This window comes from Azospirillum sp. BE72 (assembly GCF_031455875.1).
In the GTDB taxonomy this organism is placed as follows: domain Bacteria; phylum Pseudomonadota; class Alphaproteobacteria; order Azospirillales; family Azospirillaceae; genus Azospirillum.
In genome coordinates, this window is sequence record NZ_JAVDTO010000002.1 from 251,236 (window position 1) to 267,200 (window position 15,965).

The 15,965-nt window shown below is 63.3% G+C and carries 9 protein-coding genes and 3 pseudogenes; 7 read left to right on the forward strand and 5 right to left on the reverse strand.

The genetic code is table 11. From position 1 onward, the window contains the following. The first annotated feature begins 253 nt into the window (after nucleotides 1–253). Nucleotides 254–1,199: pseudogene (locus J2Y49_RS07385) on the forward strand (integrase core domain-containing protein). 21 nt (nucleotides 1,200–1,220) lie between these two features. Here the strand turns inward: J2Y49_RS07385 and J2Y49_RS07390 are convergent. The 4 genes and pseudogenes from J2Y49_RS07390 to tnpA (J2Y49_RS32400) all read right to left on the reverse strand — a co-directional run. Next, on the reverse strand, nucleotides 1,221–2,774 hold the full coding sequence (locus J2Y49_RS07390; RefSeq protein WP_310113700.1) for an IS66-like element ISAli15 family transposase: 1,554 nt from the start codon (nucleotides 2,772–2,774) through the stop codon (nucleotides 1,221–1,223). A gap of 69 nt (nucleotides 2,775–2,843) precedes the next feature. Beyond that, nucleotides 2,844–3,197, reverse strand: a complete 354-nt coding sequence (gene tnpB / locus J2Y49_RS07395; protein WP_310114973.1) for an IS66 family insertion sequence element accessory protein TnpB — start codon at nucleotides 3,195–3,197, stop codon at nucleotides 2,844–2,846. Further along, nucleotides 3,197–3,580, reverse strand: a complete 384-nt coding sequence (gene tnpA, locus J2Y49_RS07400) for an IS66-like element accessory protein TnpA (RefSeq protein WP_310113702.1) — start codon at nucleotides 3,578–3,580, stop codon at nucleotides 3,197–3,199. The genes tnpB and tnpA (J2Y49_RS07400) overlap by 1 nt, the downstream gene beginning before the upstream one ends. Nucleotides 3,581–3,622: 42 nt before the next feature. After that, nucleotides 3,623–3,772 (reverse strand): annotated as a pseudogene (tnpA, locus tag J2Y49_RS32400) (IS66 family insertion sequence element accessory protein TnpA); the annotation flags it as partial. Nucleotides 3,773–4,044: 272 nt separating this feature from the next. Between tnpA (J2Y49_RS32400) and brxF the strand changes: the two are divergent. The 3 genes and pseudogenes from brxF (at nucleotide 4,045) to J2Y49_RS32410 (ending at nucleotide 9,019) form a co-directional block, all read left to right on the forward strand. After that, on the forward strand, nucleotides 4,045–4,482 hold the full coding sequence (gene brxF / locus J2Y49_RS32405; RefSeq protein WP_409017806.1) for a BREX-3 system P-loop-containing protein BrxF: 438 nt from the start codon (nucleotides 4,045–4,047) through the stop codon (nucleotides 4,480–4,482). Continuing rightward, a complete protein-coding gene (locus tag J2Y49_RS07405; protein WP_310113705.1) occupies nucleotides 4,479–8,198 on the forward strand; it encodes a DUF6079 family protein in 3,720 nt (1,239 codons plus the stop codon). The genes brxF and J2Y49_RS07405 overlap by 4 nt, the downstream gene beginning before the upstream one ends. Nucleotides 8,199–8,329: 131 nt before the next feature. Beyond that, nucleotides 8,330–9,019, forward strand: a pseudogene (locus tag J2Y49_RS32410) (transposase). Between the two features lie 77 nt (nucleotides 9,020–9,096). Here J2Y49_RS32410 and J2Y49_RS07415 read toward each other — a convergent pair. After that, nucleotides 9,097–9,522: a hypothetical protein gene (locus tag J2Y49_RS07415; RefSeq protein ID WP_310113707.1), complete on the reverse strand. Its 426-nt coding sequence runs from the start codon at nucleotides 9,520–9,522 to the stop codon at nucleotides 9,097–9,099. Nucleotides 9,523–9,684: 162 nt separating this feature from the next. Between J2Y49_RS07415 and J2Y49_RS07420 the strand changes: the two genes are divergently transcribed. Genes J2Y49_RS07420 through J2Y49_RS07430 form a run of 3 tightly spaced genes read left to right on the forward strand, consistent with a single transcriptional unit; the run spans nucleotide 9,685 to nucleotide 15,111 of the window. Beyond that, nucleotides 9,685–12,471: a DNA methyltransferase gene (locus J2Y49_RS07420; protein ID WP_310113709.1), complete on the forward strand. Its 2,787-nt coding sequence runs from the start codon at nucleotides 9,685–9,687 to the stop codon at nucleotides 12,469–12,471. A gap of 10 nt (nucleotides 12,472–12,481) precedes the next feature. Beyond that, nucleotides 12,482–14,491: a BREX-3 system phosphatase PglZ gene (gene pglZ, locus J2Y49_RS07425; RefSeq protein ID WP_310113710.1), complete on the forward strand. Its 2,010-nt coding sequence runs from the start codon at nucleotides 12,482–12,484 to the stop codon at nucleotides 14,489–14,491. Beyond that, the gene (locus J2Y49_RS07430; protein WP_310113711.1) at nucleotides 14,488–15,111 is read left to right on the forward strand and encodes a hypothetical protein; all 624 of its coding nucleotides are present in this window, start codon (nucleotides 14,488–14,490) and stop codon (nucleotides 15,109–15,111) included. The genes pglZ and J2Y49_RS07430 overlap by 4 nt, the downstream gene beginning before the upstream one ends. The last annotated feature ends 854 nt before the right edge of the window (nucleotides 15,112–15,965 follow it).

Consider the following 15,965-nt stretch of genomic DNA (forward strand, 5'->3'; position numbering starts at 1 on the left):
TAGCTATGACGGCGCGAACGAAGGCAACGCGCCAGATGCGCAGCCCCAAGGCGGTCAGATAGCCATTCCTATTCGGAGAGTGCAGTTCCAACAGGTCATCGAAAGCCCCCAGTGTCGGTCTGAGCGTGTAACACCTGTAACAGGGGATTGTTCCCACTGATCTGCTCATGAACCTGCTCCGCCTCCTATCTGAGGGCTGAGCAAATCAAGTTTAGAAAGGAATGCCTCATCTTCCTACCAGCAGATTATCAGCATGTTGTGCGCCATTGAGGTGGCGCAGGGGCGCACAGTCCCCGAGAACTGCCGCGAGCACGCGATTTCGGAGCAGTTCTACTACCGCTGGCGCGCTGAGTTCGGCGACTCGAAACTGGATCAGGCAAAGCGGCTCAAGGAACTGGAACGCGAGAACCAGCGCCTGCGTAGAGCGGTCGCCGACGTCATGCTCGACAAGCTGATCCTGCAAGGACGCAGTGCTGGGAAACCTCTGATCCCCGAGCGGCACCCCGTCTGTGCCGCGCAGTTCCAGCGTACGTACCTTGGAGCCTCGGAGCGTCGGGCCTGCCGAGTGCTCGGCCAAGTGCGCTCGACCCAACGCCACATACCTGTGGTGCCTGCCGCTGAGTAGAAGCTCACGGGCGCGATCGTGCGGCTGGCCGGTCAATATGGCCGCTACGGCTACCGGCACATCACCGCCTTGCTGCGTCAACAGGGCTGGCGGGTGAAGCACAAGCGGGTAGAGTGGATCTGTTTTGGCGCCGTGACGGGCTGAAGATGCCCAAGAAGCAGCCCAAGCGTGGCCGCTTATGGTTGAACGACGGCTTGTGCGTGCGTCCGCAACCGAGTTGGCCGAACCAAGTCTGGGCCTATGACTTCCTTACCGCACGCACGACGGCCGGAGCTCTTCACATGCTGACGATTATCGATGAGTTCACCCGCGAGTGGCTGGAGGAGCTCGGGGTGAAAACGCTGTGTTCATCGAACCGGACAGCCCGTAGGAGAGTGGCTACAACGATAGTTACACTGGCAAGCTGCGCGACGAGCTGCTCGCCCGTGAGATCTTTTATACGTTGCACGAGGCGCAGGTGCTCATCGAGCGCTGGCGCGTCGCCTATAACATCGTGCATCCGCACAGTGCGCTCGGCTGCCGTCCACCCGAGTCAGCCATGGTAGTACCGGCTCCTGTCCAGCCTGGCTCGTAAGCGGAGCGTGATCGCACCGGATCAGGCGTTGACGGCGGGCTTCCAGTTCCAGGGGAGCAGATCGGCAAGGCGTGCGGCGGGGTAGCCGTTCACCATGCGCTCCAGGATGTCGCGCAGGTAGGCGAACGGCTCGACAGCGTTGAGCTTGCAGGTCTCAACCAGCGAGGCGATCACCGCCCAGCGATGGCCGCCGCCCTCCGAGCCGGCGAAGAGGCTATTCTTCCGGCCGAGGGCTACCGGTCTGATGCAGCGCTCCACCGTGTTGGTATCCATCTCCACCCGGCCGTCATCCAGGTAGACGCACAACGCCTTCCAGCGGCCGAGCGCATAGCGGATCGCCTCGGCCAGCTTGGAGCGGCCCGGCAGGCGGGGAAGTTCGTGCTCCAGCCACGCCTTCAGCTCCGCCACCTGGGAAGCGGCCTCGGCTTGCCGAAGCTGCCGGCGCTCATCGGCCGTGCGGCCGCGGATGCGCTCTTCGATCGCGTAGAGCCGGGCGATGCGGCGCAGCGCCTCGGCGGCGATCGGCGAGCCGTTTTCGGCCAAGTCGTAGAAACGTCGACGCGCATGGCTCCAGCACGCCGCCAGCACGACCCGGTTGCCGGCAGCCAGCCGTTCGAACCCGGCATAACCGTCCACCTGCAGCACACCGCAGAACTCCCGCAGGTGGGCGGCTGGGCGTTCGCCTTTGCGATCGCTGGTGTAGGCGTAAATCACCGCCGGCGGGTCCAGCCCCTGCCAGGGCCGATCATCGCGGGCATAGGCCCACAGACGTCCGGTCTTCACCCGGCCGGTTCCCGGCGCCAGCGTCGGCATCGGCGTGTCGTCGGCGAACAGCTTGGCCGAGGCGAACAGGGCCTTGGCCAACTCCTCATGCAGCGCCTCCAGCCACCAACACGCCTGTCCCGCCCAGCCCGCCAGAACCGAGCGGTCGACGGGAAAGCCGTTGCGGGCCAGGATCTGCGCCTGGCGGTAGAAGGGCAGATGATCGCAGTAGCGGCTGGTGATGACGTGCGCCAGCATCGCCGGCGTTGCCATGCCCTTGGCGATCGGCTTCTCCGGGGCCGGCGCCTGATGCAGCGTGCCGCAGCCGCGGCAGGCGTATTTGGGCCGGCGGATGCGCAGCACCCGCACCTGGGCCGGCACGTAGTCGATCATCCGGGCCACCGTCTCGCCAGCCTCATGCAAAGCCCCGCCGCAGCAGGGGCAAACCCCGGCGCCGGACTCCAGCCCAGGCGGCTCGAGTGTGAGATCGTGATGCGGCAGATCATCGGGCAAGTCGCGGCCACGGCTGGGTGGTTCCGCAGGGGCTGACGGTTCCAGTTCAGGGGCTGCGAGTTTGGCCTCGACCCGGGCGATGTCCGCCTCCAGCTCCTCCAACCCGAGATCGAGCTGATCGGGATCGAGCCGTTCGGAGCGGCGCCCGAAGACGGTGCGCTGCATCTGTCGGAGCTGCTGACGCAGAGCCTCCAACTCCGCCAGATCGGCTTTCTGGCGCTCCACAACCTCGGCCAAATCGCGCACCATCTGCTGCAGCAGGGCCGGATCAGCGGGCAGGTTGTCGAGGTCGAAGCGCATGGCCGATTGTACCTCGGATCACGGCCCCAAGCCAGCCAAGCCCGCGGTTTTCCTCACCTTTTCTCCCATTCATCCTGCTACGGCCGGCCTGGATGCCGACACGGTGTGACGCCAGTCCAGTCCCTCCAGAAGCAGGGACAGTTCCGCCGGCGTCAGTACCACAGTGCCGCCCGGAGTGCGGGTGGTTGGCCAAACGAAACGGCCGCGCTCCAGCCTCTTGGCGAACAGGCACATGCCGTTCTGATCGGCATAGAGAATTTTCACGCGTCCAGCCCCTTTCCCTCGGAAGATGTAGAGGTGGCCGCAGAACGGATCCTTGCCCAGCGCCTGCTGCACCAGCAGGGCCAGTCCGTCGAAGCCGCGGCGCATGTCGCAGGGCTCCAGCGCCAGGTAAATGCGCACACCGGCCGGGATCGACAGCATCATGGCCGCTCCAGCACGCTGATCACCCGGCGCAATGCTTCGGCATCGACATCCCGGCCGACCCGCAGCCGCCGTCCGCCGGCCAACTCGATCTCGATCATGCTGGCACCGCATGGAGTTGGCGGCGTGAGGGGAGGAGCGGACGTGGTGTCTGCCACCTCCACCGGCGCGAAGATGGGCGTCGGCTCGGCCGGAGTGAGCATCTGGCGGCGCCAGCGGAACAGCAGGCTGGGATCGACCCCGCGCCGCCGGGCAACCAGCGACACGCTCACGCCAGGCTCGCAGGTTTCCGCCACCAGCTGCTCTTTCTCCGCCTGTGACCAATACCGCCGGCGGGGTGCCGCCTCGACGATCTCCATCACCAAGGGAGCGCTCGCCGTCATAGGGACAGCACCAGGACTATCCCTATGACAGCGAGCGCTCACCTCCTCCGCAGCGGCAAAGCGGCGCGACCACCGTCCCAGAGCCCAGCGTCCAATTCCATGGGATTCAGCATAGGCTTTCAGCGTCAGCCCGCTGCCCTTCCAGGCCTCGACATGACCGCGCCAATAGCTCTCCAGATCCTGACCCGACATCCTCTTACCCCGCTGAACTGCGACCAGCGGAATATTTCATGAACCACGATCACGTCGGATGTGTCGTCATACAACGCTTACCCTGGCTCCGCTCCGCCGAGCTGGACAGGAGCCGCCGGGCGGTGTTTGGCTAACATTGTCTCTGGTGTCCCACATGGCGGGAGGTCAGCTGTCGTGATACAGAACTTCCACGAATGCGCAAACCTTGGCTTGCTGCGGACGGGTCTTTGTGTTTTGGATTATTCATCACCTAGTGAGTGCAGCCCTCGTCGATGACCCATCCTTGCAGGCCGATCTACATACTTCTTGATGATCCCCGTGTGCTGCGAGTTACGCTGGTGATTCTGAGAAAAAAGGGGTTCGTCGACCTCAACCTGGGTCAGGTGTTGTGCCAAAATCTGTTGGACGTGCCCCCTCTTCGCCGATCCACTTTAGCATCCGAAGAAGTGCAGCGGATTGTCAGACCAATCCGGCAGCCCCTATTCATTTGGGGCATCGACGCTCTGTTTCAGCGTGAACTCTCGCTGAACGTGCCTCAGCTCATTGATCGTGTCGCCCGACGCACCCCGACAACCGTCGTTGCTTGGCCAGGATATCTTGCGAATAGCATGATCAGCTATGCTGCGCCTGGACACTCCGATCATCGTACATGGCCCGCTTCGGGCATAACTTTTCTGACCGATCCTCGCGAAATCCCTGGAAACCCATGACTCTCTACCGCGACATCATTGACTTCACGCCGCTTCAAGACGTCATCGAGCTGCGGCGGGCGGACAATGTCCGGGACGCCAGCGAATTGGTCAAAACGTATGTTGTTTCCGAGCGGATGGCAGATGTCCTATGCGATGTCATCTTTCCGTTGCTGACTCCGGGGCATGACGCGAAAGGCCTGATGATCGTCGGCAACTACGGCACGGGCAAAAGCCACCTGATGGCAGTCGTGTCCGCGGTTGCCCAGCACCGGGAGTTGGCTGACCTACTGACGCACCCGCGGGCAGCAGCCGTCGCCGACACCTTCGCCGGGCGCTACCGCGTAGTGCGGGCAGAGATCGGCGACACGGAGATGCCTCTGAGGGACATCGTCCTCACCAAACTTGAACAGGCATTGGAAGAGTGGGGCATCCAGTTCCGTTTTCCGGCTCGCGACAAAAGTTTCACCCTGAAGGATGCATTCCATGAGCTGATGCATCTTTTCGAGCAGCGATACCCTGGCTGCGGCATCCTGTTCTGCCTGGATGAGCTGCTGGATTACCTGCGCAGCCTGCGCCAGTCGACGGTCATCGACAGTCTGGCCTTCCTTCGGGAAGTCGGCGAGATTGCGCAGACGACCCGGTTCCGCTTTTTCACCGGCGTTCAGGAACAGGTTTTTGGCAACCCGAAGTTCGAGTTCGTTGGGGAGACGTTGCGCCGCGTGCGCGATCGGTTCGAGCAGGTCAAAATTGCGCGGACGGATGTTGCGGAAGTAGTCTCCAGGCGGCTGCTGACCAAGACTCCGGAGCAGGAGGTTCTCGCCCGCCGCCAACTCGAGCGTTTCTCCCATCTCTACGATGGCATGACGGAGCGCCTATCGGACTTTGTCCGGATGTATCCGGTCCATCCAGATTTCCTTACGGTCTCGGAGGCGGTGCCGAACCATGAGAATCGGCATGCGCTTCGTATTCTGACGAAACAAATTGGGCTCCGCCTGGATCAGCCCGTGCCGGCGGACGAACCGGGCGTGATCGCCTTCGATAGCATCTGGCAATACATCCTTGACGACCCGTCGGCCAAGACCGACCCGGAGATCCGTGCAGTCATCCAGGTCTGCGATACCTTGCTGTCGAAAGTGGAACTTGGGCTAAAGCCCGTGTACCGGTCAGCCGCACGCCGCATCATCCACGCACTGAGCCTCCACCGGCTGACCACTGGGGAACTGAACGCGCCCATTGGCATGACTGCGGAGGACCTGCGGGACCAGCTTTGCCTTACACTAGCACCCATGCCACCCGGGACGGATCCTGGCCGCCTGGGACTGATGGTCGAAATGGTCCTGAAGCAGATCATGGCTGTCGTCGGTGGGCAGTTCATTTCCCGCAATGAGGAGAATCAGCAGTACTATCTCGATCTCCGCAAAGTGGTCGATTATGATGGCCTGATTGAACAGCGCATTGCGACCCTGGGTTCGGACGAGCTTGACAGCTCCTTCTTTAAGGCCTTTCAGGAGGCCATTGAGCTGCGCGACGAACCCTATCGCGAGGACCATCTGCTTTGGGAGCGCGAGCTGGTGTGGGCTGCCAGGGGGGTCGAACGCCGCGGCTATTTGATCTTCGGCGGTGCCGAGCAGAGACCCACGGCCGTCCCGGAGCGCGATTTCCGCGTCTATCTTCTTCAGCCCTTCGAGCCACGCGGACCGCTGCCAGAAGAACCGCGGGAAGTGGTTCTGCGGTTCAAGCTGGAGCTGCTAGAGGCTGACGATTTCTTTGGTCCGCTAAAGCGCTACGCTGCGGCCCTGTCCCTGACACGGCTGAAGACCCAGGGCGAGCGCAGGGAATACGAGCGGCGGGCCGAAGCCCAGCGTGTTCTCCTGGTCAGGTGGCTGAAGGAGAACATTGAGGCGGCTCTCATCGCTCGGCATGATGGCCGGGACCTGCCGCTGGGTGAACTGCTGGTCGCCGCCAAGGTGACGGGATCGGAGCGGCGCGATCTGAAGGCCGCGCTGGAACGAGCCATGGCCCATCTGCTCGCCACATCCTTCGAGGACGAGTATCCGGATTATCCCACCTTCCGGGGCATCGTGGTGCGCGAGACGGACCGAACGGCTGTCTGCAGCGATGCTCTCTCCTGGTTGGCGGACGTGACGAAGACGAAACAGGGTGCCGCCGTGCTGGAGGCGCTGGAGCTGCGGGACGGAGACCGAATTCGCACCCGCAATTCCCGATACGCGAAGAGCGTTCTGGAAAGGCTGGACCAGCGGGGAGAGGGCCAGGTGCTGAACCGGTCGGACCTTGTCCGCGGCAGCGATCCGGAGCTGTGGGAGCCGTTCCGGCTTGAAACGGAGTACCTTGGCGTCGTCGTCTGCGCGCTTGTGCATCAAGGCGACGCTGTAGTGCGCATCGATGGGATCGAGTATGATGCCGCTAAGCTGAAATCCCTAAGCCGGCTGGGCGGCGCCAAGGTGGCCGATTTCAGCGTGCTCCAGCGCCCCCGTGGTATCCCCATCGCGGCCTGGAAGGAAATCTTTGCTCTGCTCGGCATCGCCGAGGGGCTGCTGGCGACCGACCAGTCGCGCGAGCTGGGCGTGCGTGAGTTGCGGGTCGCCGTGGAGCGGGGCGTCGCTGCCGCGCTGGACGCCAAGCGTGTTCTCCTGGGAGGGCTTCAGCTCTGGGGCAGTAGTCTCCTGGCTGCGGCGGAGCAGGACCAATGGCTGGGCGGCATCGAACGCTGGAAGCAATTCCTGGAGCAGCTGCGCGCCTTCGACACTGTGGCCAAGCTGCGCAGCTTGCGGCTGGAGGTGGCCACCATCCAGGCTTACGCTCCGGGGCGGGACCATGTAGCGAAGGTCGAGGCGCTGTCCCGCGCGCTGGTGCGTTTGTCGCCTCTGGCCGCCTACCTAGCGGAGGCGGAGCGCGCGCTGCGGCCGGACGATTCCTGGCAGGCTAAACTGAAGGAACGCCAGCAGGAGGTGCGCGCCGTGCTGGCGGACCCGGACCGGCGGGACGATGCAGCGGTGCTGGCGGATTTTGAGCGGAAGCTCAAGACGCTCAAGGCGGAGTATGTGGACCACTATCGGCGCCTTCACGCTTCCGCCCGGCTCACCACAGCTCAGGCGGCTGACCGGGACGCCATGCTGTCCGGCTCCGTACGGACGGACCTCGACCGGCTGAGCCAGGTGAACATTCTGCCCACCGCCCGGCTCTCAGACTTCGTGACGGAGCTAGAAAAATTGAAGGCTTGCCATGTCCTGTCGCATCAGGACATGGAGCACGCTGCCATCTGCCCCCATTGCCAGTTCCGGCCGGCACTCGACCCGCTGTCGGGCCGCGACGTCGGCCGCGCTCTGGGCAAGCTGAAGGACGGTCTGGACGAATTACGCGAGACCTGGGGCGAGTCGCTGCACACGGAACTGACTCGGTTGGAGGTGCGGGAAAGCATTGCTCTGCTTCCCCCGGTGCAGCGGGGGCTGGTGGAGGATTTTCTGGCAGACGCCGGCCTGCCCGAACCGGTCACCTCGGATTTTGTGACTGCCGTCCAGGTGGCGCTGAACCGGCTGGAGCCCCTGCCATTGGACGGCGCCGCCCTGATCTCCGCCCTGGTTGGCACCGGCGCCCCGGCCACGATCCAGGATCTGCGTGAGCGTTTCACCGCCCATTTGATGACAGTCCTCGCCGGCCGGGAAGAAGGTGCAGTGCGCATCACCTTCGCCGAGCCGAAGGACGGGAAAATGTAGAATGCTAATGAAGAGGGCGGCTTCAGCGAGCCGCCCTCTGAAATGGTGAGCAGCTCAGGAACCGAGACTGACACCCCCCTTCCATATGCCAACACCATGCGGCATGGGCATGTGGAAGGGGGCACTTTGCCATGGCCGTTCCGGTTCCGTTACGCAACGATTTCGATGCCGCTACCCTGCGCCAGCTTACCCGCGCCTTCCATGATTCCGGTCACGTCCGCCGGCTGCTCACCCCGGCGGCGATCTACGACAGAGAACCGCGGTCGGCCCCGGCGGCACTGTGGGCCAAGTCGGTCTGCTACACCGGCTCTGGGACGAGTTCCGCGTCTCGGCATCGAAGCAGACGCTGACCTGGTAGCTGCGTGCTTTGGGCTTCCGCAAACTGTCGGCGGCATCAGCCAGAAGAACAAGATCACCCGCCGCAGGATCAGCGCAAGCGCTCGGCCTATCTGCCCGGCCTGGGCGGTGCGGCCCTGGTGCTGCCGCGCACGAGCGAGGCAAGGGCGCCGTATCTGGAGGAGATTGCCAGCGCTGTGGCCCCCGGCGCTCATGCCGTCATGCTGCTCGATCAAGCCGGCTGGCACACCTCGGCCAAGCTGCCGATCCCCGCCAACATCAACCTGCTGCCGTTGCCAACGAAGTCACCGCAGCTGAACACGGTGGAGAACCTTCGGCAGCACATGCGCGACAACCGGCTCTCCAACCGCGTCTTAGCCTCCTACCAGGACATCCCCGTTCACTGCGGCTTCACCTAGAACGCCCTCGTCGAGCAGCCATGGACAATCATGTCCATCGGCCCGCGCGAATGGGCTCATCGGTGATGATCCGTGAGTCTTGGTAGAAACTGGCTGGCCATCCACCTGATCAGAAATCACATAGATCGAGATCATTTGGCGCTTTAATAATAACCGTATTCCCGACCGTGGGGCCCCTTGGTTGCTCCGACGTGTACTGATCTGGCGCGCCATTGCTGACATTCCACTGATCCGGCATCCGCAACCTCTAAAATGTAGGTGTACCGCCCCCCCTCTTCCCTCTTTTCAAAGTGTATTACACGACCTGGGTATTTCTCACCTCCTTGGCGTTCCGTAATCAGGCTCAATCTACCTTTGTCTACATAGTGTTCATAATCTTCTTTTGATCGAGCAGCAAATGTCGCATCTTTATTTGCCCCTAGGTCATTAAACAAGGTAACATAGCCAGCCGCTCTAGATGCAGCATCAAAAAATTCAGCAAATTCACTGGTGATCTCCAGCTGATTTCTTGACCCGCCCTGCATACCCCCGGATTGGATCCAAAAGCACGTTGCAGTTGCGATTGACATTCTTGGTCTCCGCCAATTTGATGGTTGCATGCATGCATTCTTCATAAGCAATAGAGCACCTTTTCATGTCAATTTGCAACCCCGAATGCGCTCCCCTCCTTCTTCTTGATCTGTTATGCTCTCCAATTGAGTGCGCGGGGAGATTGTGGAAGGGGTTGGGGTATGGACGGGGAATTGCCGTTGGTCGGTGGGTCTGGGGGAGCGGGGAGAAAAGAGGGGCCGGTGCAGTGTCTGGGCCGGAGCTTCCCGTCGGAGGAGGCGCGGCGTGCTTGGTATCGGGAGCGGTTGGCCCGGCATCTGGCGGAACCGGCGTTCCGGGCGCAGCCGGGGTTTCCCAAGGCGGATGACGCCACTATCCTGCGCCTCTCGGACCCGCCCTGGTTCACTGCCTGCCCCAACCCGTTCCTGGAGGAGTTCGTGGCGCATTTCGGCCGTCCCTATGACCCGGCCGAGCCCTATGACGTGCAGCCATTCGCTGATGATGTGGCGGAGGGAAAGACTGATGCACTGTACAAGGCGCACAACTACCACACCAAGGTGCCGCCCAAGGCCATCGTGCCCTTTATTCTGGCCTATACCAAGCCGGGGGACATAGTGCTGGACGGGTTCTGCGGCTCGGGCATGACCGGGGTAGCGGCGGGGCTGTGCGGCACGGCGCCGCAGGCCTATCGGCAGGAGGTGGAGGCGAGATTCCGTCGCTTAGGCCGACCGGCCCCGGAGTGGGGGGCGCGACGAGCCATCATGTCGGATCTATCGCCCGCGGCGGCCTTCATCGCCGCCAACTCTACCACGCCCTTCGACCTGGAAACCTTTGCCATCCGCGCCAAGCAGATCCTGGCGGAGGTGGAAGCAGAACTAGGCTGGATGTACCGGACCCGCCACTTGCACAAGGGGAAGCCGACTGAGGAGTTCGGCCGCATCGAATATACGGTGTGGAGCCAGGTTTTCCGCTGCCCCACCTGCACCGGCGAAATCGTCTTCACCGACGTGGCGCTGGATAAGGTAACGGGCCGGGTGCATGAGGCGTTCAATTGCCCCCATTGCACCACCCGCCTGACCAAGGCAGAACTAGATGTGCAGACGACGACGGAGATCGATCAGGCGACAGATGAGTCCTGGACCCACGTCAAGTTCACGCCCCACCTGATCGTCTACAGCCACCGCGGTCGGGATCATAGCAAGTCACCGGATGAGGAGGATCTGGCGGTGCTAAAACGCATCGCCGAGATGCCGCTGCCACCGGAACTGCCAACCGACGCGTTTCCAATTGAGGAGATGTCGCACGGCTCACGGCTGGCACCGAAGGGCGTGACCCACATCCACCACCTGTTCCTGCCACGCCCTCGCCACGTGCTGGCGGCCATGTGGAGACGCGCATCCGCGGAGACGGATGGGCGGCTCAGGAACATGCTCATCTATCTCGTGGAGCAGGCGATTTGGGGCATGTCGCTGCTGAACCGATACAGTCCAACTCACTACTCTCAGACCAACCGCATTCTAAATGGCGTCTACTATGTTGCCTCACAGTCGTCGGAGGTGAATTTTCGATACATTCTTGACGGTAAGTTGAAGTCGATCAAAAGTGCATTTAGCCATGCTGGGACGCTTGACGGAGCATCTACTGAAGTGACGACATGCTCGTCTCTCAGAGCCCCCACGAACTCGCTGGATTATATTTTCACTGATCCACCCTTCGGTGAAAATATCTATTACGCTGATATGAATTTGATGGTCGAGACATGGCATCGAGCCATGACCACCGTGGAACAAGAAACAATCGTCGACTCCGGGAAAGAAAAGACAATCGACGACTACCGTGACATGATGGCGGCCTGCTTTGCTGAGTACTTCCGGGTGCTGAAGCCCGGCCGCTGGATCACGGTCGTGTTTCACAACTCCTACAACGCCGTCTGGAACGCCATTCAGGAGGCGATGGGGCGCGCCGGCTTCGTCGTGGCTAGTGTGCTGACTTTGGACAAGAAGCAGCGCAGCTATCGCCAGGAAACTTCCCACACAGTCAAGAACGACTTGGTCATCAACGCCTACAAACCCTCTCCCGCCATGCTGTCGCGGTTCGACCGGGCCAAGGGTAGCCCTGACAGCGTTTGGACCTTCATCGAGGAGCAACTGCGCCACGCCCCCCGCTTTGCCGAGCTGGGCAGCCGGCTGGAAACCGCGGCGGAGCGCACGCCGCTGCGACTGTTCGACCGGATGGTCAGCTTCCACTTGGTCCAGGGTGCGCCGATCCCCTTGAGCCGTGGGGAATTCCTAGAGGAGCTGGCACAACGATACCCGTTGGAAGACGGGATGCATTTCCTCGATGAGGACCAGCTGCGCGCCTATCGGGCGGAGCGCAACGCCCGCGGTGTTCCGGCCCAGGCGGAGCTGTTCATCAACGACGAGCGCAGCGCCATCCTATGGCTGCACCACCAACTGGAGCACGAGCCGCGGACCATCGACCAGCTCTACAACCCCTACAAGGCGGCGGCCCAGACCTGGCCGGCCAAGGAACAGGATTTGGAGCTACGCGAGCTGCTTCGCTTCAACTTCGTCGAGTACAAGGGCGACCGGCCTGTGCCGGAAAAGCTGATGCGCCTGCTGCGCGCCACCCGGCCCGCCTTCTTGCCTCTCGACCCCAATGACCCGGAGACCCGGTCTCTGGCTCTTGGCCACTGGTACGTGCCCGACCCGGCGGACCAGGCGGAGATCGAGCGTGCCCGCGAGGAGCATCTGTGGGGCGAGTTCCAGCAGTACCGGGGCGCCAGCCGCAAGCGCTTCTCTAAAGCGAGGCGAGAGGCTGTACGTGTGGGGTTCAGCCACTTGTTGGGCGAAGGGAAGGCGGAGGAGATTCTGGCAATCGCCAAGCGCCTGCCGGAGGAGACGGTGCAGGAGGACGAGCAGATCACTATCCTGTATGACACCGCCCGCACGCTAGCGGGCGAGCTTTAGGCATCTCGCGATGGGGGCCGCACCTTCGAACGCCCCGGCCGGCTGGCGCGGTGCCGTGCTCGCCGGCTTCCCGCCGGATGCACCGGCCCCGGCAGTCGTCTGTTCCGACCCCGATCATCTGCTGGCCGATGCTGGGCTAGCGGAAGCGCTAGCGACTCGGGGCTATCTGTTGATCGACTTCGCGGACCGCATCGTCGGACGCTATCTCTATGAGCGGGACGTGGCGAGCCCGCTGGCCGAAGGACAGCCAGCACCGACGCCAATCATCTGGCTGTCGGCGGCGGATCACCAGGCCGCGCCGTGGGACCTGTACGATGCTGCGCGCCGGGCCGGCCGTCTGGTCAGCCTGTCCGTCGGCATCCTGTTTCCGCATCTCTCCTCGGACGGTGTTCGCCTGCTGGGCCAGGAGGGTTTCGACGCGCTATGGCGGGCGGTGCGGAGGACCCCGCCGGCGGAGCGGCTGGGCGCCCGGGGCACCCGGGACTATGTCTTGGCCCGCGTATTCGGCCTGGATGACCCGGCCCGCTGTACCAAAGCCACCCTAATCGGTGCGCTCCTGCGCCTGCACTATGCCGGTCGCGTGCTACCACCGGAACTGGCAGGCCATTGGCTGGAGCGGGTGCCGGCTACGGGCCGCTTCGGTGACCTGCCTCTCGAGAGCATGTTTTACAACCGATCGGCGTTCTTCGAATTCCTGCAGAGCCAATGGGAACCGTTCCTGCGCGCCCAGCTATCTCTGGGTTCCGGCTTCAGGGAGGTTCTGGTCCCCTTCGACGCGGACGAGATCCGGCCGATGGTGAACAATATGTTCGCCGATGGTCTGCTTACGCCCTCCACCTTGGTGCCGATCAGGCGCGTTGCTGACAGCTGGCTGGCCGCCGGCGTTGTCGATGGCGCTGCCCCACGCGACTATGCCCGCATGGAGCGCCTCACCCAGGCGCTGAAGATCGCCGTCCCAGGCCCTGACGAAGCCGGCCGCGCCTGGCTCGCTTTCGCGCCGCGTTTCGGCGACTGGCTGGCGCTCCGGCGCAGCTTGGTAATGGAGGAGCCAGCAGAGATGCGGGACCAGCGCGACAAGCTGCGCGACCGTGTGGACGGAGCCTTTACCGCCTGGATGGTTCGGCACTATACGGCGCAAGCGTCCTTACCCCCGTGGCCGGCTCCGGCGGTAGTACACCAACTCCCGGCTTACATGGACGCGCTACGCCGCCTGCGCGGGGTTCGGCGGCTCGCGCTTGTAGTGGTGGACGGGATGTCCTGGGCGGACTGGATGACTATCCGGCCACGCTTGGGGTTCGGCGGGCGGTTGCAGCAGATCGGCGAGGCCGCGCTCTTTGCGCAGCTTCCGACGCTGACCGACGTGTCGCGTCGCTCCATCTTCTCCGGCCTGTCGCCACGATGCCCGCAGTCCGCCAAGGGGACTGAAGAGGCGCTGTGGTTCCGTACCTGGGAAGCGGCAGGCGCGCAGCTCCGGTCGGTCAGGTTCCGGCTCCAAGGGGGGCAGGAGAGTGACAGTGCGTTCGTTGCCGCTGCTCTCGATTTGGCTAGCGACGAACGGGTCGAGGTCCTGGGGTTGGTCGCAGCCACCATCGACCGATCCCTGCACGGCGCCGTCGCCGGACCGGGCGCCTACCATGAACAGATCGCGCGCTGGGCGAAGGACGGGCACTTGGCCCGACTGATCGCGGGCTTGGCAGAGCATAGCTTTCGCGTGCTCGTGACCTCAGATCATGGGAACGTCCATGCGACGGGAGTCGGCCGGCCGCCCAGCGGAAAGTTGGCGGAAGAACGGGGAGAACGGGTAATGGTCTTTGACCGGCCCGAATTGGCGCAGTCGACTAGGGAGTCCGACGATAGTATGTTTGCGCCGGAGAGCGGGGTCGCCGTCCTTCCGGGTCAGCACGTCCTGCTGGCGGCGGGCCGCAGCGCTTTCCTGCAGGTTGGGGCTGACGTCATCACTCATGGCGGTGCTGCGCTGGAGGAGGTGATCGTGCCGTTGATTGAATACGAGAGCAAATGACTCGAACCATCGCCTTCGATCGGAAGCTGGAGAAGCCCTGGCTCGACGCTGCAGCAGGGCTTGCCATGCAACGCCTTCCTCCGTCCGAGGCGCGCCATGCCCTTTGCGAGCTGTTGGGCGAAGAGCTGGCCGGAGACCCACGCCACGGAGCGCTCGGCAAGACCTTAACGGTACTCATGCGGACGTGGATCACGGTTCCGGCGGGGAGCGAGGATCTGCGCGACAGCGCCGCCGCCCTTTTTGCCTCGGTCGGCCCAGAACAGCGCGTGGCCCTACATTGGGCCATGCTGACTCTCTCCTTTCCGTTCTTTGCCGATGTTGCTAACCACCTGGGACGGCTGTTTGCGCTCCATGGTACTGCGGAACTGAACCAGGTGGTTCGTCGCACGGTCGCCGATTGGGGCGACCGCAGTACCGTACCCAGGGCGGCACAGCGGGCAGTTCGGTCTATGACCGAGCTAGGCGCCATCTGCGAGGGCGAAATGCCGGGGCGCTTCCTGCCGCCGCCGCGACCTTTGGCGTGTAGTTCCGAGGTACGGCGCCTCCTGTCAGATGCCGCCGCTATAACACGTGACAGAAGCCAGCGCGGGGGCGGCGCCGTACTGTTCCCGTTCGGTTGAGCAAACACTCCCAATCATTGCCGTATTTGATGGTGCAACGTTGTCGGGCAGGGTGCAGTGTCGAGGCTTTAACTTGATCGGTCAGAAGCTCAGATCGAGATCGGTGAGAGAGTCAAGTATTTTTGGTTGCGTGCCTGCAACCAACTTCTTCCGAATACGTCATTATTGAAGTCGGCTGCCCCCTCAAGGCGATGACGTCAGCCCTGTGGCTTCTGCTTCCGTCGCCGTCCTCGTGGGATGCTGTTCATGATGTCGCCGGACAACAGCTGCGGGCCGGACTCTCCTGCGCGCCACCGGCCGAACTTTGCCGACCTTCCGGCCGATCCCGATCCGCGTGCGGGAAGCGTCAACGCCGTACGCCGGGGATGCCGGCGCTCCGGTGTCGGTTAGCGTGTCGGATGGCGCGGACAGCATCGCAGTGGTGCGGTGTCATTTCTATGGTGACGATCCGTAGCCGACCGAGGTTCGTCAACCCGCATAACTCTGCCACCACTGTCGCCCGCCGGGTGTCAGTGTCCCTCCAGCAGCCCCCGGTTGGCCTTTGGTACCGTAATTAGCAGCAGGCAGCAACTGTGATCGTGCCCGGCGACGGCGGCCCGGCCGAGGCTAAGTCTCGTCAATACCGAGCGCCGCCGCCACGCGCGGACGGTACGCCGCCTCGAGAGCGTCGAGACGCGCCGTGACCAGGCCGGCGACGGCGCTTGCTGCTAACCGCCTCTGCAGGCAAGCTGGGCCCACGAAGACTGTGCCGGTGCAGGCGCCGACATCGGCGGCAAAACGCCATGTCATGCGGCGCTCCGCGGCAAAACGACCTCCGGCTGGTTGGTGCAGTCCGCCCTGCCGGCAGCGCAGCG

Coding starts and splice junctions, on each gene's coding strand:
- J2Y49_RS07430 (WP_310113711.1), top strand. CDS start 14,488: ATGACTCGAACCATCGCCTTCGATCGGAAGCTGGAGAAGCCCTGGCTC.
- J2Y49_RS07405 (WP_310113705.1), top strand. CDS start 4,479: ATGACTCTCTACCGCGACATCATTGACTTCACGCCGCTTCAAGACGTC.
- J2Y49_RS07415 (WP_310113707.1), bottom strand. CDS start 9,522: ATGTCAATCGCAACTGCAACGTGCTTTTGGATCCAATCCGGGGGTATG.
- tnpA (WP_310113702.1), bottom strand. CDS start 3,580: ATGACGGCGAGCGCTCCCTTGGTGATGGAGATCGTCGAGGCGGCACCC.
- pglZ (WP_310113710.1), top strand. CDS start 12,482: ATGGGGGCCGCACCTTCGAACGCCCCGGCCGGCTGGCGCGGTGCCGTG.
- brxF (WP_409017806.1), top strand. CDS start 4,045: ATGACCCATCCTTGCAGGCCGATCTACATACTTCTTGATGATCCCCGT.
- tnpB (WP_310114973.1), bottom strand. CDS start 3,197: ATGCTGTCGATCCCGGCCGGTGTGCGCATTTACCTGGCGCTGGAGCCC.
- J2Y49_RS07390 (WP_310113700.1), bottom strand. CDS start 2,774: ATGCGCTTCGACCTCGACAACCTGCCCGCTGATCCGGCCCTGCTGCAG.
- J2Y49_RS07420 (WP_310113709.1), top strand. CDS start 9,685: ATGGACGGGGAATTGCCGTTGGTCGGTGGGTCTGGGGGAGCGGGGAGA.